Genomic DNA, 26,578 nt, shown 5'->3' on the forward strand with positions numbered 1-26,578 from the left:
GGCGATGATTGCCGGCGGTCGGCCCTGCGTTCGCGCCGCGCTGTACATGGCAGCTCTGCCCTGCGTTCGCGCCGCGCTGTACATGGCAGCTCTCGTTGCCTGCCGCCATCATCCGCAGATGAAACAGGCCTATCAGGCCCTGCGGTTGCAGGGAAAACCGGCCAAGGTGGCGCTCATCGCCATTGCCCGAAAGCTCCTCATCACCGCCAACGCGCTCGTCAAAGCCAACAAACACTATGACGGAGAGACTCAGCCCCATTGACAGACAAGACAGTCGCCGGGTTCAGTCCCGTCGCCTGCGGCGCCGGTCCCGCCCCGGAATGACAGTTTGGGGCTGCGTAAAGCACCTAAACATTTTTTCCTATCCGCCGTTGACAGCATCCCTATCAGGTTTATATTCCCCTCCGTCCTGCCTCACCGAGAGGGGCGATCGCGATCGTCACGTTCGCGGGGCAGGGTGCGGTGGACGCCGGAGATGCGGCGTTACGCGGTTCATGGGGGAACGTCTGTCTTCGGGCAGGACGGATCTGCGCCAGCACTGCCACTGGCAAGGAGACGGCCGGCCCTGGGATGGAAAGACTCCCTGGACAGTGTGACGGACGACCAACTCGAAACGCGTTCGGCTTACTCGCTTGAGGCTCCCTTCCCATCGCCTTGGGACTTTAATTCGCGATCGGAGCGTTCGTCGAGGCAAAGTGCAAGCAACCGAAAAAACACCGCAGGCGGAACGTCGGGCACTTGCCTGACGCCTCCGAAAGTCCTGATGTACTCTAGATTGCGGAAGACCGCATTCGCATCAGGCCCAAGGGTGCAACGGGCACCCGGCGTTCCGCACGCCCTCTCACAAGAGGGTGGGAATGCAAGCGACGACGGCGCCCCGCGCCGCAAACAATGGGGGTGATGACGCATGTCTGAAGAGCAGTGGCTGTTTGACAGTTGAATCTGAACTAGCGTGACGCGCGCACGCTCAAACCAAACGCCGTCATGCCCGGCGAATGCCGGGTATCCACGCCTTGGCCGCGGAGAAAGGCGTGGATGGCCGGAACATCTAGCGAAGCTCGCTTCGCGCTATCCGGCCATGACGACGGAGAGGGTTAAGCAAGATCGTGGGATGGAGTGAGCGCAGGCGCATCGCGCAGACGCTCACCCCACATCCTACGATCAACGCAATCACGACGAGGGCGTTTACCGCAGCCCGCTGAGCTGCGTCGTCAGTCGATCCATCGCATTGCCGACATCGCGCCATTGCGCGAGCCAGCTACGCGGAAAGCGGAAGATGAGATCGGCGCCGCCGATGCGGCGTTCGCTCATGCACATGCCTTCCGTGGCACCGTCGCGCGTGCAGCGCGCCACCAGCGCTGGCGTCGTGCCGAGAAACAGATCTTCATTGCTGTAGGGCGAGTTGTCGCGGAAAGGCTGCGTGGTCAGCCCGTCTTCGCTTGATGTCGCGCGGTCGATATAGCGCGGATAGATCGTGCGCAGACGGGTATCCGGCGAGGTCGCTTCGTGATGTGCCGAGATCGAGACGAAGATGCGATCGATCGGCTGTGCGTTCTCATCGAAATTTTCGACGCTGACATGCCTCGGCAGGTTGCTCGCTTCCAGCGATGGATAGACATAGCTCAGATCGACGCGTTCCTGCGGCCCTGAATGTTTCTGCACCTTGCGGCGAAACGCATGGGTCGGGACGTTGAACAGTGTGGAGCCCACGCTCACCGGAATACGGTCGGGATCGCCGGGCTTCTGGCTCTGCCAGGTCGGCCACAACAGATACGCCACCACTGCGATAGCGGGGGCTGCAAACGCTGCACCGATCAGCATCGGCACGACGTGGTTGCGGCGGTGGCGGCGCCGCGGCCGCGTCGTCGGGTGGGTCGGAAACAGCAGAGACATGCGCACGCTAAATTGGAACTGGGACGGTGTACCGGGTGGGCGAATCAACCGCGAATATGCCAGCCGATGGTTAACGGCCTCGCGCACCTCGCCGCAGGCGGTATCCGGGAGCCATGCACCGCGCGCGGTTCCCGACCGTGCCGTTAACCCTTTATTAACGTTATGCTGGCGGGGAGCCTCGCTTTTTGCGATGCAGGGCGGTGTTTGTATGTGCCGTGAAAGAGCTTCGATGTCCCCCGATGCGTTGAATTCATTCTTCCAGCTATGCATTGGCTTCGCGCTCGCAGGCGCCATTGCAAGCGCCTATCAGGCCTTTGCCAAACGTCCCCCGAGCTTCAGCCTGCTGCAGCAGGGGCCGTCCCCTGAAGCCTTCGCAGCCGTGCCGCTGCTGGTCTTCACGGCGCCCTTCATCATCATGCGCAACACCCTGCGCAACGGCGCGGCCGAGCAGCATCGCGTTCAGTTCGTGATGATCGCGACGGTGCTGTCGGGCATCTGGAGCCTGATGTCGGGCACCTTCATCGTGATGACCCTGGAAGCGCTGGGCATACTGGCCTAAGCGCAAGAATCCGTGGCAGTGTCTCCCGCAAAGGGAGACCACTAAATCATGGCAATCTACGAACTCGACGGGCAGGGACCGGATCTTCCGGCTAGCGGAAATTACTTCATCGCCGACACGGCCGATGTGATCGGCAAGATTCGTTTGCTGGAGCAGGCGAGTGTCTGGTTCGGCGCGGTGCTGCGCGGCGACAACGAATGGATCGAAATCGGTGAAGGCTCCAACGTGCAGGACAACTGCACGTGCCATACCGACAAGGGTTTTCCCCTGACCATCGGCAAGAACTGCACCGTCGGCCATAATGTCATCCTGCACGGCTGCACCATCGAGGATGGCGCGCTGATCGGCATGGGCTCGATCGTGATGAACGGTGCAAAGATTGGCAAGAACAGCATCGTGGGCGCCGGCTCGGTGATCACCGAGGGCAAGGAGTTTCCGGAGAATTCGCTGATCATCGGATCGCCGGCGCGCGTCATTCGCACGCTGTCGCCGGAGCAGGTGACGGCGATGGGCAGCGCCGCGCGATTCTATGCGGCGAACGGCCCGCGCTTCCAGAAAGGTCTCAAGAAGATCGGCTAGAGCGTTCTCGAGCGAAGCGGGTACCGGTTCGCATCAAGAAAACGCGTCTCAACAAAAAGCCAGAGCCTCGGTCCTGATTCTATCAGAACCGAAAGGGCTCTCGTTGTGATCGCACGCAGCGCGATCACGTTCCTTCGGACTCATTGGCTTCTGTTTCGCCGGCCACGCGCTCGTGGCCGGCGCTCCATAGCGAATGCTCCTCGGTGCCGTCCTGATAGGGATTGGCCTCGGCAGGAATGCCCTCGCTGGCGGCAAGCTCGCCTTCCTCAAATGGATCTTTTTGCGGATCGTTTGGCATGGGCCTTCTTCCTTGCTGGACGTGATGGGGCGGGGCGCATCGCAGTGTTGCGGCTTGACGCCGATGATGGACCGGCGGCTTTCACGCTCTTGCGAAGCGCATCCTTGAGATCGATCGGAACGCCGTGCTTCTTCAGGAGGTCGGCGAAGGCTTCATCCGCGAGTTCTTGCGTCGTCGCCATGCGGTCGCGGCCGAGCTGGATGAGCTTGTCGAGGGTCTCGTCGTCGAAGTCGATCAGCTTGCGCATGACATCTGCTAACTGAGGCCCGGCTTGCGCCAGCGCGATCGCTTGCGCGTCGGGTCGAATACTTTCTCCTGATGGCGATGCAGTGCCTGTGCAACGCCGAGCCGCGCGAAACTGATGGGGCCGCCGTAGTCGGCCGCCTCGATCAGGCAATGCATCGCGGTCTGCCACTCCTTTGCATCGTGTTCAGATGGTGACAGCTGTGTGATGTAAGCGCCGGCGTCGCGCAGCGACACCAGCGTGTTGCCGTCGGGCAATTCGATCGGTTCGCGAAACGGCTTGTCCCAGGACACGCAGGCTTCTCCTCGGCAATGTCAGGGATTCAAGCCGCCGGCGCCAAATTCGTTCCCGCAACGGAACCCGTTTCCGCTGGTCTCGTTGAACGCCAAAGGAGATTTCCAATGGCGCATTCCTCGAAACTCATCGCGGCTGTAACGGCTACCGTCCTGTTGTCGTCAGTCGCGGCGTTCGCCCAATCCGGCAGTGCAGGTGGCGGCGCGACGGGCGGCGCTGCGGGCACCAATAGTGCAGGCACGGCGAATGCGAGTGGTGGGCGCGCCGCGACCGGGATCACGGCAGGCGCGAGCGGGACCGGACAGGCGTCGCCGGATGGCAAGCCGGCGACAGGCGATGCAGCGGTCGATGCGCAGGATCGTGCCGTTGATCGCAAGGTGAAGAGCATCTGCAAGGGGTGCTAGCGCAACGTTGCGCGACAGGCTTTCAGCAACACACCGTAACCGACAGTCGCGAACAAGTGACGGCTATTGATCGTCGCACCGTGGCGGTTCGCGAACGAAAGAGCTACCTATTTGACTGGGCGGCGCTGTAAGTGACCCGTGACGGAGTGTAGTTGATGTTACGCAAATTGGTGTTTGGTCTGTTGACCCTTGCCGCAGTCGCGCTGGTCGCGCCGACAGCCGCATCGGCGCGCGGTGGCGGCGGGCATGGTGGCGGCGGATTCCACGGCGGTGGATTCCATGGTGGTGGTGGCTGGCATGGCGGCGGCTTCGGCCGTGGATTTCGCGGTGCTGGAATAGGATTGGGATTTGGCCTCGCCGGCGCCGGCCTTTATGGCGGTTATTATGGCTACGGCCCCTATGCGTATTACGGTGGGTACCCCTACGCTTATGGCGGTTATGATGACGAGGGCGGATGTTACATAACGCGTAAGCGCGTACGGACACCGGCTGGATATCGGGTGCGTCGTGTCGAGGTTTGTGACTGATTGGCCTTGAGCGACGCCACCTGATTACCTCGTCGGCTCCAGCATAGCTGTGCTGGAGCCACATCATGGCTGGTCAGATTGTCTGGTACGCGTTTTGCAAAATCGAAACGATGACCATGACCCTCGACATTGCCAGTCTCACGCTACTGTTTGTCACCACCGTCTTTGCGCTGGTGATGGCTTTCGTCTGGATGTTCTGTGAGTTCGAGCGCCGGTTCGGGAAGCGGTTGACAGCGATTGCACTCGTCCGCTTCGGCTATCGGCCCGACGGCACCATCGACCGAAACGCAAATCGCCGCGACTAGCGCGGCCATTTTCTTGTCTGTTCGTGTTTCTCGGACGTCAGTCCGGGATCAGTCAGGTACGTTGTAGGTCGTCAGCCAAACCTGCGTCTGTTCCACCCATTGTCGGCCGCTTCCTGTCGGAAGCTGCGTGGCCACCACCTCAAAAAGTTGCGCCCGAACCTTGGGGGAGGTTCGGGCGCGCGCGATCCGGTCTGGGACGGGGAGGGGTGGGGATGTGACCGGGTCGCGTGTCTCCAATTCGTGTTGTTGTTTAGCGATCCCGCGCGCTGGCCGTAGCCACTGCAGGACGGTTGTCGCCGAGCGAGACCCATACATTCGGATCGCTCTGTGACTGGCGTTTGACGAAGCGGTAGCCGGTCTCGGTCCAGGCGAGGACGTTCTCATTCTGGTTGTCCAGAACGTATTCGCCCTTGTCCGTCTTCACCGTGAGCACGGCGTGGCCTTCGCCCTTCTTGTCACGCACCACGGTGATCAGCAGCGCCTCGCGTGGCCAGCCTGCTTCGATCAGCATCTTGCGCTTAAGGAGCACATAGTCTTCGCAGTCACCGTAACCGTCTGATGGCAGCGACCACTTTTCGATCACGCCCCAATGATCCATGTCGGTCATTGGCTTGATGGTCTCGTTGACCCAGCGATTGACCCGCACCAGATCCTTCCACGCAGTCTGCGTGATGACGATGTCACGTGCTTGCGTCGCACCGCCGCGGCAGTCGGTCGGATTGTCTGAACAGAATTCGACCCAGCCGATCGGTGCGCGCGTGCTGTCGCCTAGGCTTGCGTAGAGTTTTTCGTTGCCGGCACGTGCCGACGAAGTCACTCCAAGAAGGACTGCTAAAACGGCCAGTCCGAAGTATCGCCCCTTGTTACCAAACATTGTGGCCCCCGTTTTCTTGTTGGGACCATGTTTCGCACAAAGGATTTTCGTCGCCGCTAAATCGCTCAAGTACAATTGAAGCGATTACAAGTAAAAGGCGCGGCGAATTCGAACTATACTTGAATCGAATATGATTCAAATTTTAGCTAATTGTATTTGATTCAAATTTTACGCGTTAATGGCTTGAATGCTGCAATTCAGGAACTTGCGTGCGCAAAGCGGCGTGAAATTAACCCCTCGCGCCCGCGTGCAGATGACGCGCAACGGTATCCGCTGACGCATATAGCGCCTTCAGGACATTGAAAAACGAGGATCGGGGGCGTTCGGCCGTTTACCGGGCGTTGACGCTGTCTTCGAGCGTCTCTGCCAACTGCTCGTGGAAGAACTCCAGAGCGAAGCCTTCTTCGAGATGGCGGACCACCCGGGATTGGATTCGGCCGAGCATGACAATCGAGTTCAGCGGCGGACGCTTCTCTGCCGCAATGGCGGCGCCGGACAGCGACAGGTCGATAATGCGGCCGTTCATCTGGACGCCATCCTCGAGGGTGAGGAGCACCATCGGATTGCGCGGCACGATACGGTCGTGGCGGCGGTCTTCCGGCAGATTGAGAATGTCGCGGTTGGCCAGCCAGGTCAGCTGGGCTGCCAGTTTGTCGCGTTTGCGCGGTGTCGCACCCACGGTCATGGCGAAGCCGTTGTCGATGATCCGGGTGATTTTACCTTCGACGCGGCCGATATGGTCGAGATAGGCGATGACGCGGTCGCCCACATTGCCGATGCCGGGACCGAGCAGCGCGAGGCCGCCGGGCGACATATTGATGACCTGGCACGGAAATTCGCGGCGATCCGGCAGCATATAGCGGCCAAGCAGGTGCACTTTCACCCGCTGAAAGCGACGGCGTTCTTCTGCAGACGGAAGAATCGATTTTGTTTGCGCGAACGCCATCAGTGTCGTGCCGGTCATGCTGGTCGAGTTTCGACCGACCCTACGGCCCGTAGGGTTAACGCCGCGTTAGCAAATACCGAACTGGCGCAACCAGTTGGCGTGATTGTTCTGCGCGACACTTATAATGAGCAGCGTCCGTAGAAGGCTGCTCAGCGCAGCCCTTCATAGACCATCAGGCCGCGGGCAACCTGCAGTTTGCGCAGGGCGCGCGGCGCAAAGCGCTGCGGCTGGTGGGCGAGATAGCGAAACGACGTCAGCTGGAATGCGCCGAGCCGGCCGCGGACTTCATACATGGGCGCCAGCAGGCCGGTCAGGCTGATAGGGGAATGCGCGCGCGTCGCGAATGGCAGCAACAGCAGTTCCAGATGCGCCTTCTGACCGAATTCGGTCATTGCGGTCACGCCAGCAACGGCGACGAGTTGCTCCTCGGATACGACGGTGATCATGTCCCGGATCTCGTCGCGACACTCGGGGGCGAACAGCAACGGAAACGGCTGGTTCTTCAGGTCGCGGCCCAGCAGGGCACAAACTCTTGTGCCGGCCACGCGGAACGGGAATTCGACGGGCTGGTCATAGGACAGCACGAAGATGTCGCCGAGCAATTCGCGCACGGGGCCGGGTTCCAGCTCGCTCCGATCGGGAGCGCGTGCAAAACCGCGTTTGTCGTCCCAATAGGCGAAGAACGCGCGGCTGGATGGATGTTTCATTCGCCTGATCCTGACCCGGCTTGCAGTGGATCGGGGACATTTCTGTCCCGAATCCATCCATCGCTCGCCGCTACATGTTGTGCAGATCAGTCATTGCAGCGTCCATGCCGAAGGCGCGTTTTCCACCGCGTTCGGGCGGGTATCCGCCGTTAAGGTTAAGTTTACTATCATTGTTAGGATCTCATTAACCGTCGGGTTTCGGAGCGGGTGGACCCGTTCGCCGTTAACTCTAAGTTAAGCATGCGCTTGGCAACGCGGGGATTGCCGGTAGTCTCCTGCTCACTCCAGAGCGGAGCGGACTGTCTCCAGCAGTTCGTGACGCGCTTCTATAAACAGGTGGCTGAAAACAGAATTGGTCGTCACGCGGGGAGGGGTGGGGATGTCGGCTTGTCCGGCACACCGGGACATCCATCCGCGGGAAAAGATCAAGACGGACCCGGGAGAGCCTTTCTCAGAGGCTCTCCCTTTTCTTTTCGGGTGGGTTTGCTGCCCCGCGGCGATCCCGAGCTTGCGTGGTACCGGCAAAGCCGACTATCTGGAGCATCGCTCGCCAGAGCCGCTGACAGGCCGTTATCCCCTTGGACACCTTGGATTCCCCCGCTCCCCCGCGCGAACCGATCCTGACCCTGCCGGGCGCCCTGACGGCTTATGTCGGGTTGCTCGCCGTGATCCACATTATCCGCATGTTGCTGCCGGTGGATCTGGAATACTGGACCATTGAGGTCTTCGGTTTCATTCCGAAGCGCTACGACCAGACGCTACTGTCGATGCCGTTTCCCGGCGGCAACGGCGCCAAGGTCTGGAGTTTCGTCACTTATTCCCTGTTGCACGCCAATCTTAGCCATATCGGTTTTAACGTGTTGTGGCTGCTGCCGTTCGGCAGCGCGCTGGCGCGGCGCTTCGGCGCGGTCCGCTTCTTCATCTTCATGGCGGTGACGGCTGTGGCTGGCGCCGCCGCGCATCTGGTTACCCATGAACACGCACTCGCCCCGATGATCGGCGCCTCGGCTTCGGTCTCCGGCGCCATGGCCGCGGCCATCCGTTTTGCCTTCGTGCGCGGCAGCTTCCTGTCGTTCAACCGCGGCGATGCCGATGAAGCGGCACGTGTGCCGGCGCTTCCTTTGTTGCGTTCGTTGCGCGATCCGCGCGTGATCGGATTTCTGGCGGTCTGGTTCGGCGTCAATATCATCTTCGGTGTCGGCTCGATTGCGATCGGCGCGGAAGGGGCGAGCGTTGCGTGGCAGGCGCATATCGGCGGCTTCTTCGCCGGGCTGCTGCTGTTCTCGCTGTTCGATCCTATTCCGAGGTTGCAACGCACGGGTTCGCAAACATCGTCTCCGGACATCTCCGACCTGCATTAAGCGCGTACCGGCTTCTTGCGAGGCCGACGCATTTGATCCATCTTATGTATTCGACAGGTGACTCACGTTGGCAGGTTCGGCCCTTGAGGTCGATCCCGTTCCCGGCGCGAACGGTGTTTCAGTGCGATCACCACATCTGAACGACTGTTGAACTGCGCTGTTACACTGCATCTGTCTGACGACCCTAGAATGAAAGACCGCGCCCGACAAAGGGCATGGTCGACTTAGGAGGCGACAATGACGGTACGTGCAATTCTCGATTCCAAAGGCCACCAGATCATCAGCGTCTCGCCGAACGATAAGGTCTCGTCGGTGGTGCAGATGCTGTCACAGCGAAGAATAGGTGCCGTGCTGGTGATGAGCCATCACCACATCGATGGTATCCTGTCTGAGCGTGATATCGTGCGGGTGATCGGAGAACGCGGCGCCTCGGCGCTGGATGAAGACGTGAGCGCCGTAATGACGCGCAAGGTCATTGGCTGCAAACCGGCCGATACGGTCGGTGCAATCATGGAAAAGATGACGACCGGAAAATTCAGGCATCTGCCCGTTATCGAGGACGAGAAGGTCGTTGGTCTGATCTCGATCGGTGACGTCGTTAAATTTCGCTTGCGCGAATTCGAGCGCGAACAGGAAGCGCTGCGCGAATATATTGCGACGGCCTGAGCCCGCCGCGCTCAACTCTGCGAAGTGGTCGGCTTCTGCGCAACGACGGGCGCAGGCGAGTTTGCCACTTCAGGGGCGAGGATTTCGATCGCTTCTTGAATGGACTCGACAGCGCGTTCTGCGGCACGCGCGCCGAGCGTGATCATTTCTTCGGCGCGGTGGAAATCGAACCAGCCGATGCGGCCAACGCGCGGTGCGATCAGGAGATCCGGCGGATCGCCGGCAAGGCGCGCGCGGGTGATGCGATCCTGCATGATGTTGAAGGCATCGACCATTACGGTAGAGATACCCGGTCGTCCGCCGCCACCGAAGAATTCGCGTTTCATGGTGCGCTCGGCCGAGAAGAACTTGCTGAAACCGCGCTTGGGCTCTTCGACTTCGATGATGGGCTCGGCCATTTCCGGTCCCGTGCCATGGTCGAAAATCGTGGTCGAATGGCCAAACACGTCATTGCTGAGATTGGCTGCGATAACGATCTCAGCGCCCAGCGCGCGCGCCGCCGACACCGGCACCGGATTGACCAGCGCGCCGTCGACCAGCCAGCGATCGCCGACCAGAACCGGAGAGAAGATGCCCGGCAGCGCATAGGACGCGCGCATTGCATCGACCAGGCGACCATGAGTCAGCCAGATTTCATGACCGGTGCGAACTTCAGTGGCGACGCTGGCGAATTTCAGCGGGAGATCTTCGATCAGTGTATGGCCCAGCGACGCTTCGAGCTGTGCGGCCAGCTTGTTGCCGCCGATCAGGCCTGAGCCGTTCAGGCGAATGTCGAGATAGCTGAGAATATTGCGGGGCTGCAGACTGCGCGCCCATTCCTCGAGCGTATCGAGGTGGCCGGCGGCGTAGGATCCGCCAACTACGGCGCCGATCGAGGTGCCCACCACGACGTTCGGGACGATGCCATGGGCGAGCAAAGTGCGGAGGATGCCTATATGGGCGAAACCGCGCGCCGCACCGCCGCCGAGCGCCAGACCGATGATCGGACGTCGAACGCTTCCCAAACCAGGCTTGTCGCGACCGTTCGCGCCATTCTGGCCGCGCCCCATCAAAATCTCCAGCACACTAAGCTCCTCGACGCCGCCGATATTAAATGCAGCTGCGCCATCATTCCAGACGGTAGCTAATTCATGATTTATGTCGCGTTTGCGAGGTTTAGGCACCAAATGTGACTGCAGAGCGACCCGTTACCGCACGGCGCACCGGTTCCTGGGGGTCTCACGCGATTGTGGGTCTGGCGCGAGACAGCCGCGTCAAGGCTTGAATTTGTCGCGTTTTGGGTGAAAAGCATGACCATGACTGCACGGGGCCATGATTTGCGAACATCCGGCCGGAGCGGACGGCTGGCCATGGTGCTGGCCCTCGCTCTGCTGCAGGCTGTTGCCTTGCCCCGGATAGCGTCCGCACAGTTCTTTTCGGACCGCCCGGCACCGGTTCCGCCGGGCTCGATCCCGGATGTCCCATCGGGGCCGGCCATCAGCCTCGCGCCGCCGTCCGGTCCTGCTTCCACCCCCTTGTTGCCGGCGCCGCTGACGCAGCCGCCGGTTGCCAATGTCGCCCCGCCTGTGCCGTCGCCGGTCCAGGCTGCTCCAACGGGCCCCGCACAGGGCGTGCTGGCGCTGACGGCGCGCTATGGCAAGGATATGCCGGTCATCAATAGCGGTCTGGTCTGGCGGGTTTATTCCGACAGGCCGGACGAGACTGGTGCCTTCAAGTTGATCCGCGAGGATCGCGGCGCCACGCCTAACATCGTGCTGCCGCCGGGCAGCTATGTGGTCCATGTGGCGCTGGGCCTTGTGAGCGCCGTTCGTCCGGTGACCATCAAGTCCGAGACCGATCGTGAAGCGTTCGTGCTGCCCGCAGGCGGATTGCGGATCGAGGGCCGCGTCGGCACCACGAAGATTCCGCAGAACCAGATCTCGTTCTCGATCTACAAGGGCAGCCAGTTCGAAGGCGGCGAGCGCACGCCGCTGCTGCCGAGCGTTCCCGCCGGCGATGTCGTGCTGCTGCAGGAAGGCACCTACTACATCATCTCGAATTACGGCGACGCCAATTCGGTGGTGCGCTCCGACATCCGCGTGCAGGCGAGCAAGCTCACCGACGTGACCATCACGCATCGTGCGGCAGTCATCACCATGAAGCTGGTGAGCGACAAGGGCGGCGAGGCCCTGGCCAACACCGCATGGTCGGTGATCACGCCGGCCGGCGACGTCATCAAGGAATCGATCGGCGCCTTCCCGCGCGTCACACTGGCGGAAGGCGAGTACCGCGCCATCGCCAAGAACGAAGGCAAGGTGTTCGAGCGCCCCTTCAACGTCGTGAACGGTGTCGACGGCGAGATCGAAGTCGTCGCGCGCTAACCGCTGCTCGCAAGCTACTCAACAATCTTCCAGAACAAAGATCTCGTTGCAGACAACACGCTTCAAACGCGAATGAATTGTCATGCGCGTGTCATGGTCCTGAATCGCCAACTAACCATCGTGCCAGTTTGTCGCGTTATAACAGGTCGTTGCCGTCCGCGGCCGCGGAACGTTTACATGACGTTAATCCCCATAGTCCGAATAGCAAGTATCGCTACAAGTGTTCCGAAGGGGATGTCGTGATCGCGGCCAGACAGTTATCCGGAAGCCCGGACGTCAAGTTGTTCGACGACATTCCCGCCTTGCAACGCAAATGGCGGGCGGCCGTCCGTCCCGGCCAGATTCTGCCCGGCTATGAAGAAGTGATGCTCGGCAGTCTTGGGCGGATGGCCGATCACATCGTCCTGCTGAAGGTCGAAGGTGAGACGCTCGAAGTGTCACGCAGCGGCCGCTATGTGCAACAGTGGTTGGGTGACGATCGCTGGGGCATTCCGCTCGACGTGCTGGCACCTGATTGCGTGCGTGCGCTAACGGAAGCCGCAAACTGCGCGTTGCAGGCCAACAGGCCGCATCTGATGGTGGCGCATTGCGTGCGTGACGGTCTCGTCCACACCTATGACATTCTGGCGCTGCCGACAGCGTCACGCTGGGGTGGCCGGTTGGTCGGCGTCTATGTCAACGAGCAGGGCACCCGTTACAATCTTGTCGATGCGATCTTCTCGTCGACGGACGAAGGCATCGTGTCGCTTGCGGCAATCCGGGATTCTGCAAGCCAGGCTTTTGACTTCCAGATCGTGCATCATAATCAGGGCGCTTCGCGCCTGCTGAAAGTATCACCCGCCGACCTTCAGTGGCGCAAGCTGAGTGCAGGCGGCCACGCATTGTCGCTGCCGAGCGTGACGAAATGGCTGCTGTCCATGATCGCCAATGGCCAGAGCGGTCAGCTTGAAATCGACAGCGATGATCGCAATCTTCGACTCAGCGCCACCGCTTTTGGCGACTTGGTGTCGCTGACTGTGTCTGACGTCACCGACATTAAGCGCCGCGAGGCCTCGTTCCGGCTGCTGTTCGACAGCAATCCGATGCCAATGTGGGTGTTCGATGCCGAGACGATGGATTTTCTCAGCGTCAATGACGCGGCTGTCGCGCATTACGGATACGATCGCGCCACTTTCCTGCGCATGCAACTCAAGGAAATCTGGCCGCGCGATGAATGGGAGCTCCACACGCGTGCGCTGATGCAGCTCGGAGATATCTATCAGTCGGATCGCAACTGGCGCCACCTGAAGGCCGACGGAAGCGAGATCGAGGTGCTGACCTATGGCCGCCGCGTGATGTTCGAAGGCCGCGACGGCTTCCTCGTGGCTGTCGTCGACATTACCGAGCGTCGCAAGGCCGAGGCGCGTGTGGCGCATATGGCGCATCACGATGCGCTGACGGATTTGCCGAATCGTGTTTTTTATCAGGAGCGTCTGGCCCAGGCGCTCGATCACGACGATCCGAGCAAGCATGTCGCGGTGCTGTGCATCGATCTCGACCTGTTCAAGAACGTGAATGACTCATTCGGTCATCCGATGGGCGATCGGCTGTTGAAGATGGTCGCCGCGCGAATGCGCGCCGAGGTCCGTGGCAACAATCTCGCAGCCCGGCTCGGCGGCGACGAATTTGCCGTGGTGCTGGCAGCCGATATCACGCCGAACGAAGCCAACGATTTTGCCGCGCGGCTGATCGAGATCATCAGCGCGCCCTATGACATGAACGGCGTCGAGGTCGTGATCGGCGCCAGCATCGGTATCGCCATGTCACCGGGCGATGGCGATACCAGCGAAGAGCTGATGCGCAATGCCGACATGGCATTGTACCGGGCCAAGTCCGAAGGCGGCGGCGTGCATCGCTTCTTCGAGCGCGAGATGGATCGTCAGGCGCAGAAGCGCCGCGACATGGAGCTCGATCTGCGCAGCGCTTTCGCTGACGGTGACTTTGAATTGCATTACCAGCCGCTGGTCGATCTGGCCGCCGATCGCATCACCGGATTCGAGGCGCTGTTGCGCTGGAAACATCCCGACAAGGGCATGATCTCACCGGCCGATTTCATCCCGGTCGCCGAGGATATCGGCCTCATCGTCACGCTCGGCGAGTGGGTGCTGCGCAAGGCCTGCGCCGAAGCTGCCAAGTGGCCGGACGATATCAAGGTCGCGGTCAATCTCTCGCCAGTGCAGTTCCGCAGCCGCAACCTGGTGCAGGTCGTGGTCGCTGCGCTGGCCTATTCCGGACTGTCACCGCATCGCCTAGAGCTGGAAATTACCGAGTCGGTCTTTCTTGCGGAAACCGAGGCCAACCTGGCTATCCTGCATCAGTTGCGTGCGCTGGGCGTCCGCATCTCGATGGATGATTTCGGCACCGGCTATTCCAGCCTGAGCTATCTGCGGAGTTTTCCGTTCGACAAGATCAAGATCGACCGGTCTTTCGTGAAGGATCTGATCGAACGGCCGGATTGCGTTGCTATCGTGCGCGCGATCTCGGGGCTCGGTCGCAGCATGAACATCACCACGACGGCTGAGGGCGTCGAAACGATCGATCAGCTGGACTGGCTGCGCGCGGAAGGCTGCAACGAGGTGCAGGGTTTTCTGTTCAGCCCTGCCAAGCCGGCGTCGGAAATCGAGAACCTGCTGCGCCGGTTTGGCAGCCAGGCGTCCCAGGCTGCCTAGCTAGACCTTAGAACCGGGTCACGAGGTCCTTGAGTTCTGGCCGCGGTCGGTCCTCGATCACCTTGTCGGGCTTGCCGCCGACATGGATGAAGCCGGCCAGTCTTTCATTGGCGGCGAGGCCGAGGCCTTCGAGCACGTCACGGTCATAGACCATCCAGCCGGTCAGCCAGTTGGCGCCATAACCCATGGCTGTAGCGGCCGACACAATATTCAAGCAGCTCGCACCTGCGGACAGTTCCTGCTCCCATGGCGGAATCTTCGGATGCGGCTTGATGATGCTCACCACGCCGATCACCAGCGGCGCTTCCGTCAGCTTGTGTTTCTGCGCCTCGATCTCCTCGACCGGTGCATCGGGATTCTTCCGTGCGAACACGGTGGCGATGACGTTGCCCGCGCGTTTGCGGGCGTCACCCTCGAAAATGATGAAGCGCCATGGCGCCAGCTTGCCGTGGTCCGGCACCCGTGCCCCAATGGTCAGGATGGTTTCGAGTTCGGCGGATGAGGGGCCGGAGCCGGTCATTTCGCGCGGCTTGACGGAGCGGCGGGTCTTCAGGAAGTCGATGATGTCGGGCACGGGCAGTTCTCACAGATGAGGATGCACAGAATTCGCAGGAATTGAATGACCGCTTACCACGCGAAAAGGCCCGCCACGAGGCGGGCCCTGTTTATTTAGACGGATTGTGATCGCGCGCATCCGCTCAGCTGACCGTTTTGTGCTCCGGCATCTTGGAGGCACGGTCCAGCAGATCACGGCCCAGATCCTCCAGCACGGCCCGCGAGGCCAGATAGAGGCTATGGCCACGCTCCGTCTCGAATGCCAGCGCGACCACGTCCGGCCGGTTGGGATCGGCGATCAGCTGATAGGACCGAAGCGGATAGGCTTCGATCTCGATCTCTTCATTGTCGCTCATCGGCTCAGCCCTCTGCCAGTGCGCGCTTCACGTCGGGCGGTGTCGCCTCATCGACCAGTGCGGCGAGGGCTTCCTCGAGCGAACTGACCTTCTGGCCGTCGCTGCCGAGGCGGCGCACCGAGACCTGGCCGGTTTCGGCTTCCTTCTTGCCGACCACGAGCAGGGCAGGGATCTTGGCCAGCGAGTGTTCGCGGACCTTGTAGTTGATCTTTTCGTTGCGCAGATCGATCTCGACGCGGAGGCCAGCCTTGCGCGCGGCCGCGGCGACGACCTTGGCGTATTCATCGCCTTCCGAGGTGATCGTGGTGACCACCACCTGCACCGGCGACAGCCAGAGCGGGAAGTTGCCGGCGAAGTGCTCGATCAGGATACCGATGAAGCGCTCCATCGAACCGCAGATCGCGCGATGCACCATGACCGGTGCCTTCTTCGAGCCGTCGGCGTCAATATAGAACGCACCGAAACGTTCCGGCAGGTTGAAGTCGACCTGCGTGGTGCCGCACTGCCAGTCGCGGCCGATGGCGTCGCGCAGCACGTATTCGAACTTCGGTCCGTAGAACGCGCCCTCGCCAGGCGAGATCTCGGTCTTGATGCGACCGCCGGACTGACTCTCGATCACCGACAGCACGGTGGCCATCACGCGCTCGGCGTGATCCCACATCTCGTCGGTGCCGACGCGCTTCTCCGGCCGCGTCGACAGCTTGACCACGATGTCGCCGAAGCCGAAGTCGGAATAGGTCGACAGGATCAGATCGTTGATCTTGAGGCATTCCTCGGCGAGCTGCTGCTCGGTGCAGAACACATGGGCATCGTCCTGGGTGAAGCCGCGCACGCGCATCAAGCCGTGCATGGCGCCCGATGGCTCATAGCGATGCACCACGCCAAACTCGGCAAGGCGCAGCGGCAGGTCGCGATAGCTCTTGAGGCCATGCTTGAAGATCTGCACGTGGCCGGGGCAGTTCATCGGCTTCAATGCGAACCAGCGCTTGTCCTCGGCCTCGTCGCCAGCGGATTGCGCTGCGAACATGTTCTCGCGGTACCATTCCCAGTGGCCCGAAGTCTCCCACAGGACCTTGTCGAGGATCTGCGGCGCATTGACTTCGCTGTAGTCGCCATTGAGGCGACGCCGCATATAGGCGATCAGCGCCTGGAAGATGGTCCAGCCCTTGGGGTGCCAGAACACGACGCCCGGGCCTTCTTCCTGGAAGTGGAAGAGGTCGAGTTCGCGACCCAATTTACGGTGGTCGCGCTTCTCGGCTTCCTCGATCTGTTTCAGATACGCGTCGAGGTCTTCCTGTTTGGCGAAGGCCGTGCCGTAGATTCGCGTCAGCATCGGATTGTTGCTGTCGCCGCGCCAATAGGCGCCGGCCACCTTCATCAGTTTGAAGGCGTTGCCGACCTTGCCGACCGACGTCATATGCGGGCCGCGGCAGAGGTCGAACCAGTCGCCCTGGTAGTAGATCTTGATCGGCTCGTTGCCGGGAATGGCGTCGACCAGCTCGACCTTGAAGGCTTCGCCCTTGTCGCGGAAGACCTGTTTGGTCTTCTCGCGATCCCAGACGTCCTTGGTGAACGGTTTGTCGCGCGCGATGATCTCGCGCATTTTCTTCTCGATCGCGCCGAAGTCCTCGGGCGTGAATGGCTCGTTGCGGAAGAAGTCGTAGTAGAAACCGTTCTCGATCACCGGACCGATGGTCACCTGGGTGCCCGGCCACAGCGTCTGCACGGCTTCGGCCAGCACATGCGCCGCGTCATGCCGGATCAGCTCCAGCGCGCGGGGGTCGTCGCGGTTGATGAAATCGATCTTGGCGTCGGCGTCGATCGGATCGGAGAGATCCGAGACGGTGCCGTCCAGCGCCATGGCGACGGTGCGCTTGGCCAGCGACGGCGAGATGCCCTTGGCGATCTCGAAACCGGTCGTGCCCTTCGCAAATTCGCGCTTGGCGCCGTCAGGGAATGTAACGGTGATATTGTTGGTTTCGGCGGGGGTGAGGTTGGCGAGGCCGAACTTGAATCCCGAGCCTTCATTCTCTGTCATGTCTTCTCTCCTGTGGCTCACTCCTGCACACGGGCGCAGGTAAGCGGACGAGCGGTATAGCAGCCGATTCGGGCGTTGCAACACCAGTCTGGCTGACCTGATTTGCACGCTTGGCTTGCAGGTTTGACTTGCATGCAGTTGCATCCATAAGATGCGATATCTTGACAGTCTCCCGCCCTTACGCCCCCACCGCACTCATGATCGGCAATTTCGTCACCGGCATTGGCCTGATAGGGCCGACGGCGATGCTTGGCGAGTTGTCGGCGGGGCTGGGTGTCACGATCCGCGAGGCGGGGCTTTTGATCACCTTCGGCGCAGTGATGCTGTGCATCTGCTCGCCCCTGATGTCGTGGCTGACCAGCCGGATCGAGCGGCGGCATCTGTTGCTGTGTATCATCGCAGTGGTCGCGGCGGCCAATCTCGCATCGGCCTTCGCACCGAATTTTGCCGTACTGCTGACGATCCGCCTGGTGATGTGCGTCGCTGCCGCGCCCTACACACCGCAGGCCGCGGGTGCGGTCGGGATGCTGGTGCCCCCGGAGAAGCGTGGCAGCAGCGTTGCCTATGTGTTTCTCGGCTGGACGCTGGCGGCTGCGGTCGGTCTGCCGCTGGTGACGTTCATCGCCAGCCGCTTCGGTTGGCGCGAGGTCTATGGCTGCGTCGGCGTAATGAGTTGCATCAGTCTCGTGTTGCTGGTGTGGCGGATTCCGCGCGGGCTGTTCGGCGCCACTGTCGATCTCAGCACATGGTCGTCGCTGGCGCGCAACCGGCTCGTGCTGTTGTTGCTGTCGATCACCATGCTGCAGATCGCCGGGCAGTTCTCGATCTTCACCTTCATGGCGCCGCTGCTCGAACGTCTCGCGGGCGCAGGGCACGATGCGGCGGCATCCGTCTTCGCGATCTACGGCGTCTGTGGTTTTCTCGGCATCATGACGGCGACGCGGATCGTCGATAGCTGGGGGCCGCTGAGAACCTCCATTCTATCGACATCGCTGGTGTTGGCCGGCATGACGGTCTGGACACTCGGCGCAGGCCATCTGCCCGTGATGGCGCTCGGCGTCGCGATCTGGGGGCTCGGCTTCGGCGCCATCACGTCGATGCAGCAGGTCCGCTTGATCATGGCGGCACCGTCGGCCGGAGCGGCGTCGGTCTCGCTCAATACATCGATGCTCTATGTCGGCCAGGCGATTGGATCGGGCATCGGTGGCGCGTTGTTCGCCGGCGGATACTTCCACGCGTCGGGGTTTGTCGCCATGAGTTTCCTGACGACGGCACTGGTGGCCATCGCGTTCAGCCGTAAAATGTCGGGACGTGTCGCTTAGTCGCAGATGCGGGTCAGTTGCGCCTTGAACGGCACGCCGGGCAATTGCAGCGCACTGCCTTCGAAATCGAGCAGGTCGCCATTGACGCGACCGGTCAAAGCCAGTGTGACACCTTCAAAGCCGAACACCGACTTGAAGCTCTGATCCGGGTTGTAGCGTTTCGATGACACCTTGACAGAGATGGTCTCGCCTCTGTTTTGATAGTTGCCCATGAAGGCGAAAGCGGAGTTGCCGCCGCGCAGCTTTCCGCCGATTGCATAGACGACGCCGGTCCCGGTGCCATGAATAGTATGAAAATGTACTTCGTATAGGCCGTCTTCCACCTGAGTGCCCCGGGCAGTGATGTTAAGTGAAGATGAATTTGGCGAGATGAAGTGGCGGCACCCTATGGTATCAAATGTTATTCAACAATCCCACCAGTAGGCATTTTGTAAAAATAGCTTTGATAATTTGAGGTTCGGTGTGCCGCGACATATCCGCCAATTGTTCTCCGCATGCATTGCTACATTAACAGTCAGCGTGCTGATGAGCGGCTGTGCATGGCTGCCGCCGCAAGCCTGTCTGCCGCCGTCGCGCATCATGGTGTCTGCGGAGATGATCTTCGGCCGCAACATTGGCGATCGGCCTGGTATCAGCGAATCTGCATTTGCAAATTTCGTCGCAAGGGAAATCACGCCCCGCTTTCCCGATGGTCTCACCGTCATCGATGGAGACGGGCAGTGGCGCGATGGCGTGCGTCAAGTTGATGTCCGCGAAAGGGCAAAGGTCGTTCTGATCACTTTCGCCGACGACGCTCAGAAACGTGCCGATCTCGTTGCCATCGCGGACAGCTATAAGCGGCAGTTCAGTCAGCAGTCGGTGCTCACGAAGGTCGGCAATGTCTGCGTAAGCTTCTAGTTTGCGCCGTCATTGACACCGCGCCAGCGCGCGTAGCGCCACGGTGTGTACCAACGGGCATCGGGCGACAGCTTGGCCGGCACGTTATCGATACCCGACGTGCCCCATGGCTGGCAGCGGAGCAGCCGGGCCAGTGTCATCCAGCCGCCGGCCCACAATCCGTAGCGCTCGATCGCTTCGTCGCCATAGACCGAGCAGGTCGGGAGATGACGGCAATTGTATCCGACCAGCGGAGACAGCGTGTGGCGGTATATCCAGATCATGCCGCGACCGGCATTGCGCGGCAGCCGTTGAATAGTACCGACGCAGTTCGGGCACATGGATGAATGTTTCATGGTCGGATTGCTATCAGATCAGCCGGGTTTTGCCCGGTTCCTTTGCATGGAACCCATCTACTTATGCATTGGAGACACACCTGCCAATTTATTGCATGCAGTGCAGCAAAAGTAACTGGACGCTGCGGCGAAGCTCGTTAGGTTTTCACTTAACGCCCGTGTGACAGAATCATGAGCGTTGTTTGGGGCCGTTGCCATTGCTCATGAGAGTGCGGGGAAGGAACCGACTTGGGACGTATGAGGTCGCTTCGATCAGGTAGTTCGGCGCTGTTTCGCGCCGCGGCCTTTTGCATCGTTCTTCCCGGACTCGCGGCCGGCCTGCTGGCTTCGGTCGCGTCTTCTGCCCAAGCTGCAGCCGTTCTCGAAGAACGCAAACTCCCGATGCGCTTCACCTGGGTCGCCTGCGAGCCGAATTGCCGTGGCTGGATCGGCGCGGTGGGGATTGTCACCGGCGACACCGTTAGGGATTTCGACGAGTTTTCCAAAGGCCGCGATCTGACTGACGCGACAGTGGTGCTGGATTCCAGCGGCGGCTCGGTCAATGACGCCATCACCATGGGCCGGCGCTGGCGCAAGCTTGGTCTGCGCACCACAGTCGGTATCACGGTCGACCTGCAATCATCCTCGGGCGTCATGAAGCCGGCGGTCGTGCCGCAGGCCTATTGCGAATCCATGTGCGTGTTCCTGCTGCTGGCGGGCAAGACCCGCTATGTGGCCGAGGAATCCCTTGTGCGCGTCCATCAGATCTGGATGGGCGACCGCGCCGACGACCCGAAGGCTGCGAGCTATACGGCAAATGATCTGATGATCGTCGAGCGGGATATCGGCCGTCTCGCCAAATACACCTTCGAGATGGGAGGCACGGGCGATCTCTTGTCATTGTCGCTCAGCGTGCCGCCGTGGGACGATCTGCATCGGCTTACGGAAGCCGAATTGAAGCTGACCAATCTGGTCACCAGCCATAGTGTCGGTGATGTGTTGCCCGAGCCTCGCGAGCAGGAGGCGCCGGTCGCATCACTGGTGCCGAAGTCGGTACAGGATCGTTTCGTGAGCGGGCCGGAGAATGAAAACACCCCGGTCGCTTCGGCGCCGGTCGTGTCTTCGACGAAGTCGACCAAGACGGCCGAGGCCTCGGTGCCGACTGGCGGCGTCGCATCGGCACCGTCAGGGAAATAGCCGCGCTGGCGTTATGCCGGCGTCGGCTGGCTAGCTCCGGTGTTTGACTTGGCTTCAATCTGCCCGATGGCGTCCACGACCGCATCGAATGTGAGAAGCGTCGAGGCGTGGCGCGCCTTGTAGTCACGCACCGGTTCGAGCAGGGCGATATCTGCCCACTTTCCGTCCAATGGCGGTGCGCCGTTTTCCTTCAGCATCTTGCGCACGGTCTCGCGCAGCGCACGCAATTCTCCGGCGGTCGAGCCCACCACATGACGCGCCATAATCGACGACGAGGCCTGGCCGAGGGCGCAGGCCTTCACGTCATGGGCGAAGTCGGTGACCACATCGGCATCCATCGTGAGGTCGATCTTGACGGTCGATCCGCAAAGCTTGGAATGGGCGGTGGCTGACGCATCGGGGGCAGGGAGGCGGCCCAGCCGGGGAATGTTACCGGCGAGCTCGATGATGCGCTTGTTATAGATGTCGTTCAGCATCTGGTTCGGACCTTAACTGTGCCATCGGTCACCGGGATCACGTCCTTGGCGCGCGAGGAACTGGACTCTATATAGCGTCCATTCCATGAAATAAAAGATCAGCAGTTTCAATGGTCTGTGAGCAGTTATGTTTTTGGCGGCGCACGGATTTTGCACGTCGCAGCCGTCCCCCTCATGTAGGGACACTTTAGCGACCGCCCAACATCTTCAGAAGGAAGGCGCGCCGATCGGGTCACATGCGATCCGTGAGGGCAACAGATCCAAAGGCTCGATGCCTCCGATCAGCCGGCGCTCATCCTTGGGACAGACAGAAAGAATCTCGGATCCTCCGCGCCGCTTAATCGCTTCCGCGGCTGACGTCGCGCCGAGCCTGCGCGCGCTTGTTCGCCTGCGACACCCTCCCAATCCGTGAAGGCGGAATCTTGATATTCCGGCGCCGGCTCGGGATGGAGCGCATTCCTTCACCAGGGCGAAGATCATTTTGAGGTCGAGAGAATTGCTGTGCCCGTCGCAGGGCCAATGCGCGCCTGGCGGCCTCTCCGAGTTCCTTTTTTGCTTCGAAGTTCTGCAGGCGCTTCAGCTCCTTGCTAACGCGTTTTATAGCAGCGACGAAGACTTGCTTGCGCTGAGTTGCATGCTCGGCTGTTCCCGAAAAGCTGCTGCCCCTCGGCTCGGCTTTTCCTCTTGCTTCGCGCTGTCGATGCCGCGCTAGGGTGTGCTCCTTGCCATGAAAATCCCGTAGCCTCGAACGAAGGCTCTCCAGCTTGTCGCGCGTTAATTCGCCGATGGCGGGATGATGAGTAGCAAGAACGATTTCTTGCTCGTCGTGTTTCAGAATGCTGATTTCATACTTGCAGGATGCCGCCATCGCCTTTTCCTCCAACCAATGCCTGGGTTACGGATCGTTCGCGCTGTTTCTCGCACCTCCCTCCGTCCTCCAAAAGAGTCGCGCGGGGAGCTGTTTGACGCGATGCGCGCTGCCAAGATTGTTCCTCCGTGCCGTTCTGAAGTATCGGGTCATCACCCTAGGCTCACATGGGAACCGCCCGCATTGCCCTTGAATGGCGTGCTGGGAATAATAGGAAAAAGACCAACGATTTAAATGTGATGAGTGGGTAGCCTGATGGCTGGCAACAGTCGTAATGGTCCACTATATAGGGCGGAGCCCGGCGAACAGAGCGCCGGGCGTTCTCCAGATCGCCGGAATTTGAGAATTCAGTTCGGCGGCCTCGGTGTTATTGTCGCAAGACGATGTTTTATTGACGGACTCAGGCGTCCGGCGGCCTTGCCGCCCCGTCTGCCCGGTGACACTCCGGCCTCCCGTGGGGCCGGTCGAACGGAGTAAAGATGGACGCTGTGATCAAGCCGCTTCGCGGCAAATCCCCGGATGGCAAATCTTCTGAAGTCAGATCTGCCGAGAGCAAAGTGCAGGAATTCCGGCCGGCGGAGCTCGATCCCGCCGAATTTCTGGCTGCGGCGGTAAATCCCGACCAGCTGCGGCCCTCGCGCGCCGAGGCAGAGCAGGCCGTGCAGACGTTGCTCGCCTATATCGGCGAGAATCCGCAGCGCGAAGGCCTCATGGACACCCCGCGGCGGGTGGTCGAGGCCTATGACGAGCTGTTCCAGGGCTATCATCAGTGCCCGGCCGAGGTTCTGAATCGGACCTTCGGCGAGACCGCGGGCTATGATGATTTCGTGCTGATCCGCGACATGGCCTTCGTCTCCCATTGCGAGCATCACATGATGCCGTTCTACGGCAAGGCGCATATTGCCTATACGCCGGTGGAGCGTGTCGTCGGTCTCTCCAAGCTGGCGCGTCTCGTGGATATCTTCGGCCATCGGCTGCAGACCCAGGAGCATCTGACCGCGCAGCTTGCTGCCGCGGTCGATGAAGTGCTGAAGCCGCGCGGTGTTGCGGTGATGGTCGAGGCCGAGCACACCTGCATGTCGGCCCGCGGTATCCGCAAGGAAGGCTCACGCACTTTCACCACGCGTTTCACCGGCAATTTCCGCGACAATCCTGCCGAGCAGGCGCGGTTCATGTCGATGATCCAGTCCATGTCGCGCTAAACCCACGTCGCGCTGATCGCGCGACGACCGTGATTTGCTGCTAGAGTGTCGGGCGCATCATGCGCCCGATTTTCGTTTGACGACCACAGCGAGAGATTTTCCGTGTCCAACACATCGCACGCGCACAGCCACGATCTCGAAGAAGGCCTCGTGCTCACGCCGAAATTCGACGCTGCCGGTCTCGTTACCGTCGTGACGACCGACGTGGCGAATGGCGACGTGTTGATGGTGGCGCATATGAATGAAGAGGCGCTGCGCAACACTATCGAAACCGGCGATGCCTGGTATTACAGCCGTTCGCGCAAGGCGCTATGGCGCAAGGGCGAGAGCTCGGGCAAGACCCAGCGCGTGGTCGAGATGCGGATGGATTGCGACCAGGATGCGATCTGGATCAAGGTCGAGCAGATCGGCGGAGCCGCCTGCCACACCGGCCGTCGCTCATGCTTCTACCGCGCGATCACCAAGGGCGAGGGTGGGGGTGGGGCAGCGAAGGTGTCGTTCATCGATGCGGACAAGGTGTTCGATCCGGCGTCGGTCTACGGAAGCTGAACTGGCTCCGATCTTGGGTTACGCCAGCCGGCTGGCGAAATCCTGCCGGGACGTGGCGGCGCTGATGCCGGTCGGATCGGCGATCATGTCCATGTAATCGACGGCCGCCGACCGGAGCTGGCCGTCCTTCATGGTCATGACGCCAGACAGGGTCTGGATGTTCATCGAACGGATATTGTAGTTCTTCCAGGCTTCCGCCTGTTTCGCTTCGCTATTGGTCGATTTTTTCTGCTCGTTGTAGAGATCGAGCGAAGCTTGCGCCGCCTTCAGGGCATTCAGGCCCGAGACTTCCTTCATCTCCTTGGCAAGCGCCGGATCGTCGCTGAACATCTTCTCGATCTTGGCTTTCCAGGGGCCTTCGGCAGTCACGTTGCCGAATTTGTCGACCTTCATGTGGGTCGCATATTCCGGCGGGATGTTCATTTTCTCGAACGCCTTGGAGAGGCGGTCGGCCAGGGCGTCGGTCCGCTTTGTCAGCATTTCGTCGAATGTATCGGTGAGCCCTTCGGTCGCAGCCTGATCGGCCTTGGCCTTTTCGATAATCGCCTTGGCGCGGTCTGACAGCGATACGAAGGCGGCAGGGGCTGTCGGCGCAGATGCAGGCTTGTCGGATGAGACGGATGGCTTGGCGGGCGCAACGGCGGCGGGGGCCGCTTTGTCCCGCGGTTGGGTCGACGTCGAATTCGCGTTTGCGACCGCAACCATCGTGAGCTCCATTTCCGCTGCCGACGGAGCGAATCTCCATCAGACACATACGGAAACACCCTCGCGTTAATGCTCTGTGAAATATGCAACCACGGATGGAGGTGTTGGGCGCCAAAACCGCCTTAGCGTTTCGTTAACCATGAATGTCCCACTGTGTCCGCGGCTTCCGCAGGGCTGACAGGGCACGATTCCCGGTAGTCATGTCGCGGCAGCGGGGCACCACACTATGGCGGTCGACGCGACCAACCTCGCATCAGCACTCTCGTCAACGCGCAGTCAGGTGACCGGCGCGATCAAGAATGCTGCCGGCACCACGGGCACGAGCTTCGAATATCTGCTCGCCACCGCCAAGATGGAATCCAATTTCAATCCCTCAGCCACGGCGTCGACGTCCTCGGCCAAGGGCCTGTTCCAGTTCATCGAGCAGACCTGGCTCGGCACCGTGAAGGAAGCCGGCACGCAGCTCGGCTACGGTAAATATGCCGACGCCATCACCAAGTCGCCGTCGGGAAGTTATTCGGTGAGCGATCCGGCTGCGAAGGCCGAGATACTGAAACTGCGTGACGATCCCGTCGCGAGTTCAGCGATGGCTGGCGTACTGACGCAGTCCAACAGTTTCAAGCTCACCGGTGAGATCGGGCGTCGTCCGAGCGATGCCGAACTCTACATGGCGCATTTCATGGGCGTCAGTGGCGCCTCCAAGCTGATCAACAATGCGGCGAACAATCCGAGCGCATCGGGCGCTGCACTGTTTCCGAATGCCGCCGCAGCGAACCGGTCGATCTTCTACGATCAGAGCGGCAGCGCGCGCAGCGTGTCGCAGGTCTATTCGGTGCTGTCGGCGCGCTATGACAGTGCCGCGAATTCCACGGCGACACGGACGGCGATGGCATCCGCGGGTGTGGTGACGGCGCAGGCAGTCTCGCCACTGACGCCTGCCAGCAATGCGACATTCCTGTCGCGCTTCCCGGATTTGAGCACGGCGCAGGTCGCAAGCTTTGCATCCGATCAGTCGTCGGCGGCCGTGCAGGAACAGCCGATTTTCCGGTCGCTGTTCCAGGGCGGTGATCGTGCGCAACCTGTGTCGCCGGCCGTGCAGGAATTGTGGGGCAACCGCACGTCACTGACGTCCACGTCGCTGCCGAAGATACCTGAAGTCGGCGTGCCCAAGCCGCTCGATCTGTTCAGCGATCGCGCCGGGACTTTTAGTAGTTAGCTCCGTCCCCTCATGGTGAGGAGGCGCGCAGCGCCGTCTCGAACCATGAGCTGTTGGCAGGCATCGCCGCTAGCGGCCATCCTTCGAGACGCGCGCAAGGGCGCGCTCCTCAGGATGAGGGCGGAGTGTGTGATATTCACCGGGAGCCACAGATTTCC

General features: G+C 61.0%; 31 protein-coding genes and 1 pseudogene. 16 read left to right on the plus strand and 16 right to left on the minus strand.

Annotation, left to right across the window (positions count from 1 at the left end; translation table 11 throughout):
- A pseudogene (locus tag AC1DUY_RS30405) lies at positions 1-262 on the plus strand (hypothetical protein); the annotation flags it as partial.
- A gap of 923 nt (positions 263-1,185) precedes the next feature.
- Here the strand turns inward: AC1DUY_RS30405 and AC1DUY_RS30410 are convergent.
- On the minus strand, positions 1,186-1,893 hold the full coding sequence (locus AC1DUY_RS30410) for a hypothetical protein (protein WP_478119133.1): 708 nt from the start codon (positions 1,891-1,893) through the stop codon (positions 1,186-1,188).
- A 229-nt stretch (positions 1,894-2,122) separates the two neighbouring features.
- Here AC1DUY_RS30410 and AC1DUY_RS30415 point away from each other — a divergent pair, with 229 nt between their 5' ends.
- Positions 2,123-2,452 carry a DUF6949 family protein gene (locus AC1DUY_RS30415; protein WP_089264917.1) on the plus strand — a complete coding sequence of 110 codons (330 nt, stop codon included), beginning with the start codon at positions 2,123-2,125 and terminating at the stop codon, positions 2,450-2,452.
- Between the two features lie 48 nt (positions 2,453-2,500).
- Entirely contained in the window at positions 2,501-3,031 is a 531-nt protein-coding gene (locus AC1DUY_RS30420; RefSeq protein ID WP_089264916.1) for a gamma carbonic anhydrase family protein, read from the plus strand.
- A gap of 124 nt (positions 3,032-3,155) precedes the next feature.
- Here AC1DUY_RS30420 and AC1DUY_RS30425 read toward each other — a convergent pair whose 3' ends face one another.
- From AC1DUY_RS30425 to AC1DUY_RS30435, 3 genes are read right to left on the minus strand one after another with little or no spacing between them, the layout of a single operon-like run.
- Complete coding sequence (locus tag AC1DUY_RS30425) at positions 3,156-3,329, minus strand: hypothetical protein (protein ID WP_439083186.1); 174 nt, start codon at positions 3,327-3,329, stop codon at positions 3,156-3,158.
- Entirely contained in the window at positions 3,298-3,576 is a 279-nt protein-coding gene (locus AC1DUY_RS30430; RefSeq protein ID WP_439064309.1) for a hypothetical protein, read from the minus strand. The genes AC1DUY_RS30425 and AC1DUY_RS30430 overlap by 32 nt, the downstream gene beginning before the upstream one ends.
- 8 nt (positions 3,577-3,584) lie before the next feature.
- Entirely contained in the window at positions 3,585-3,866 is a 282-nt protein-coding gene (locus AC1DUY_RS30435; RefSeq protein ID WP_093762019.1) for a hypothetical protein, read from the minus strand.
- Between the two features lie 108 nt (positions 3,867-3,974).
- On the opposite strand from AC1DUY_RS30435, the gene AC1DUY_RS30440 reads away from it, so the two are divergent.
- From AC1DUY_RS30440 to AC1DUY_RS30450, 3 genes are all read left to right on the plus strand, one after another.
- On the plus strand, positions 3,975-4,271 hold the full coding sequence (locus AC1DUY_RS30440) for a hypothetical protein (RefSeq protein WP_478119136.1): 297 nt from the start codon (positions 3,975-3,977) through the stop codon (positions 4,269-4,271).
- 155 nt (positions 4,272-4,426) lie between these two features.
- Positions 4,427-4,798 (plus strand): hypothetical protein, encoded by a 372-nt coding sequence (locus AC1DUY_RS30445; protein WP_089264912.1) that lies wholly within the window; start codon positions 4,427-4,429, stop codon positions 4,796-4,798.
- Positions 4,799-4,863: 65 nt separating this feature from the next.
- Complete coding sequence (locus tag AC1DUY_RS30450) at positions 4,864-5,103, plus strand: hypothetical protein (protein WP_439064307.1); 240 nt, start codon at positions 4,864-4,866, stop codon at positions 5,101-5,103.
- Positions 5,104-5,353: 250 nt separating this feature from the next.
- On the opposite strand, the gene AC1DUY_RS30455 is transcribed toward AC1DUY_RS30450, so the two are convergent.
- The 3 genes from AC1DUY_RS30455 to AC1DUY_RS30465 all read right to left on the minus strand — a co-directional run bounded on the left by AC1DUY_RS30455 (position 5,354) and on the right by AC1DUY_RS30465 (position 7,630).
- A complete protein-coding gene (locus AC1DUY_RS30455) occupies positions 5,354-5,977 on the minus strand; it encodes a transglutaminase-like cysteine peptidase (protein WP_093762025.1) in 624 nt (207 codons plus the stop codon).
- Positions 5,978-6,308: 331 nt separating this feature from the next.
- Positions 6,309-6,923 (minus strand): PilZ domain-containing protein, encoded by a 615-nt coding sequence (locus AC1DUY_RS30460; protein WP_093762168.1) that lies wholly within the window; start codon positions 6,921-6,923, stop codon positions 6,309-6,311.
- Between the two features lie 149 nt (positions 6,924-7,072).
- Positions 7,073-7,630 (minus strand): PAS domain-containing protein, encoded by a 558-nt coding sequence (locus AC1DUY_RS30465; RefSeq protein ID WP_089264908.1) that lies wholly within the window; start codon positions 7,628-7,630, stop codon positions 7,073-7,075.
- A 587-nt stretch (positions 7,631-8,217) separates the two neighbouring features.
- Between AC1DUY_RS30465 and AC1DUY_RS30470 the strand changes: the two genes are divergently transcribed.
- Positions 8,218-8,991: a rhomboid family intramembrane serine protease gene (locus AC1DUY_RS30470; RefSeq protein WP_231080204.1), complete on the plus strand. Its 774-nt coding sequence runs from the start codon at positions 8,218-8,220 to the stop codon at positions 8,989-8,991.
- A gap of 237 nt (positions 8,992-9,228) precedes the next feature.
- On the plus strand, positions 9,229-9,657 hold the full coding sequence (locus AC1DUY_RS30475; protein ID WP_093762031.1) for a CBS domain-containing protein: 429 nt from the start codon (positions 9,229-9,231) through the stop codon (positions 9,655-9,657).
- A gap of 11 nt (positions 9,658-9,668) precedes the next feature.
- Here AC1DUY_RS30475 and AC1DUY_RS30480 read toward each other — a convergent pair whose 3' ends face one another.
- The gene (locus tag AC1DUY_RS30480; protein ID WP_170849844.1) at positions 9,669-10,721 is read right to left on the minus strand and encodes a patatin-like phospholipase family protein; all 1,053 of its coding nucleotides are present in this window, start codon (positions 10,719-10,721) and stop codon (positions 9,669-9,671) included.
- A 225-nt stretch (positions 10,722-10,946) separates the two neighbouring features.
- Here AC1DUY_RS30480 and AC1DUY_RS30485 point away from each other — a divergent pair, with 225 nt between their 5' ends.
- Both AC1DUY_RS30485 and AC1DUY_RS30490 read left to right on the plus strand, forming a co-directional pair.
- Complete coding sequence (locus AC1DUY_RS30485) at positions 10,947-12,017, plus strand: hypothetical protein (RefSeq protein WP_439072266.1); 1,071 nt, start codon at positions 10,947-10,949, stop codon at positions 12,015-12,017.
- 239 nt (positions 12,018-12,256) lie between these two features.
- A complete protein-coding gene (locus AC1DUY_RS30490) occupies positions 12,257-14,725 on the plus strand; it encodes a putative bifunctional diguanylate cyclase/phosphodiesterase (RefSeq protein WP_093762033.1) in 2,469 nt (822 codons plus the stop codon).
- A gap of 7 nt (positions 14,726-14,732) precedes the next feature.
- Here the strand turns inward: AC1DUY_RS30490 and AC1DUY_RS30495 are convergent, their stop codons facing one another.
- The 3 genes from AC1DUY_RS30495 to thrS all read right to left on the minus strand — a co-directional run bounded on the left by AC1DUY_RS30495 (position 14,733) and on the right by thrS (position 17,674).
- Positions 14,733-15,299: a nitroreductase family protein gene (locus tag AC1DUY_RS30495; RefSeq protein ID WP_478119142.1), complete on the minus strand. Its 567-nt coding sequence runs from the start codon at positions 15,297-15,299 to the stop codon at positions 14,733-14,735.
- A 124-nt stretch (positions 15,300-15,423) separates the two neighbouring features.
- Positions 15,424-15,636, minus strand: a complete 213-nt coding sequence (locus AC1DUY_RS30500) for a hypothetical protein (protein WP_478119144.1) — start codon at positions 15,634-15,636, stop codon at positions 15,424-15,426.
- Positions 15,637-15,640: 4 nt separating this feature from the next.
- On the minus strand, positions 15,641-17,674 hold the full coding sequence (gene thrS / locus AC1DUY_RS30505; protein ID WP_093762038.1) for a threonine--tRNA ligase: 2,034 nt from the start codon (positions 17,672-17,674) through the stop codon (positions 15,641-15,643).
- A 197-nt stretch (positions 17,675-17,871) separates the two neighbouring features.
- On the opposite strand from thrS, the gene AC1DUY_RS30510 reads away from it, so the two are divergent.
- Positions 17,872-18,996, plus strand: a complete 1,125-nt coding sequence (locus AC1DUY_RS30510) for an MFS transporter (protein WP_478119169.1) — start codon at positions 17,872-17,874, stop codon at positions 18,994-18,996.
- On the opposite strand, the gene AC1DUY_RS30515 is transcribed toward AC1DUY_RS30510, so the two are convergent.
- Entirely contained in the window at positions 18,993-19,319 is a 327-nt protein-coding gene (locus tag AC1DUY_RS30515; protein WP_093762042.1) for a GrlR family regulatory protein, read from the minus strand. The two genes, AC1DUY_RS30510 and AC1DUY_RS30515, sit on opposite strands and share 4 nt — an antisense overlap.
- 139 nt (positions 19,320-19,458) lie before the next feature.
- Between AC1DUY_RS30515 and AC1DUY_RS30520 the strand changes: the two genes are divergently transcribed.
- Positions 19,459-19,893 carry a DUF3574 domain-containing protein gene (locus AC1DUY_RS30520; protein WP_478119146.1) on the plus strand — a complete coding sequence of 145 codons (435 nt, stop codon included), beginning with the start codon at positions 19,459-19,461 and terminating at the stop codon, positions 19,891-19,893.
- Here AC1DUY_RS30520 and yidD read toward each other — a convergent pair.
- Positions 19,890-20,228 carry a membrane protein insertion efficiency factor YidD gene (gene yidD, locus AC1DUY_RS30525; protein ID WP_478119148.1) on the minus strand — a complete coding sequence of 113 codons (339 nt, stop codon included), beginning with the start codon at positions 20,226-20,228 and terminating at the stop codon, positions 19,890-19,892. The genes AC1DUY_RS30520 and yidD overlap by 4 nt on opposite strands.
- Before the next feature lie 237 nt (positions 20,229-20,465).
- On the opposite strand from yidD, the gene AC1DUY_RS30530 reads away from it, so the two are divergent.
- Positions 20,466-21,404 carry a COG3904 family protein gene (locus AC1DUY_RS30530; RefSeq protein ID WP_439064648.1) on the plus strand — a complete coding sequence of 313 codons (939 nt, stop codon included), beginning with the start codon at positions 20,466-20,468 and terminating at the stop codon, positions 21,402-21,404.
- 11 nt (positions 21,405-21,415) lie between these two features.
- On the opposite strand, the gene AC1DUY_RS30535 is transcribed toward AC1DUY_RS30530, so the two are convergent.
- Both AC1DUY_RS30535 and AC1DUY_RS30540 read right to left on the minus strand, forming a co-directional pair.
- The gene (locus tag AC1DUY_RS30535; RefSeq protein WP_478119150.1) at positions 21,416-21,880 is read right to left on the minus strand and encodes an iron-sulfur cluster assembly scaffold protein; all 465 of its coding nucleotides are present in this window, start codon (positions 21,878-21,880) and stop codon (positions 21,416-21,418) included.
- A gap of 337 nt (positions 21,881-22,217) precedes the next feature.
- Positions 22,218-22,748 carry a hypothetical protein gene (locus tag AC1DUY_RS30540; protein ID WP_231080211.1) on the minus strand — a complete coding sequence of 177 codons (531 nt, stop codon included), beginning with the start codon at positions 22,746-22,748 and terminating at the stop codon, positions 22,218-22,220.
- Positions 22,749-23,227: 479 nt separating this feature from the next.
- Here AC1DUY_RS30540 and folE point away from each other — a divergent pair, with 479 nt between their 5' ends.
- Complete coding sequence (folE, locus tag AC1DUY_RS30545) at positions 23,228-23,950, plus strand: GTP cyclohydrolase I FolE (protein ID WP_089264896.1); 723 nt, start codon at positions 23,228-23,230, stop codon at positions 23,948-23,950.
- Positions 23,951-24,052: 102 nt separating this feature from the next.
- Entirely contained in the window at positions 24,053-24,499 is a 447-nt protein-coding gene (hisI, locus tag AC1DUY_RS30550; RefSeq protein ID WP_478119153.1) for a phosphoribosyl-AMP cyclohydrolase, read from the plus strand.
- Positions 24,500-24,517: 18 nt separating this feature from the next.
- On the opposite strand, the gene AC1DUY_RS30555 is transcribed toward hisI, so the two are convergent.
- Positions 24,518-25,204 carry a hypothetical protein gene (locus tag AC1DUY_RS30555; protein WP_478119155.1) on the minus strand — a complete coding sequence of 229 codons (687 nt, stop codon included), beginning with the start codon at positions 25,202-25,204 and terminating at the stop codon, positions 24,518-24,520.
- A gap of 226 nt (positions 25,205-25,430) precedes the next feature.
- Here AC1DUY_RS30555 and AC1DUY_RS30560 point away from each other — a divergent pair, with 226 nt between their 5' ends.
- Positions 25,431-26,420, plus strand: a complete 990-nt coding sequence (locus AC1DUY_RS30560) for a transglycosylase SLT domain-containing protein (protein WP_478119157.1) — start codon at positions 25,431-25,433, stop codon at positions 26,418-26,420.
- Positions 26,421-26,578: the final 158 nt, after the last annotated feature.

The organism is Tardiphaga sp. P4_G1 (assembly GCF_056401215.1).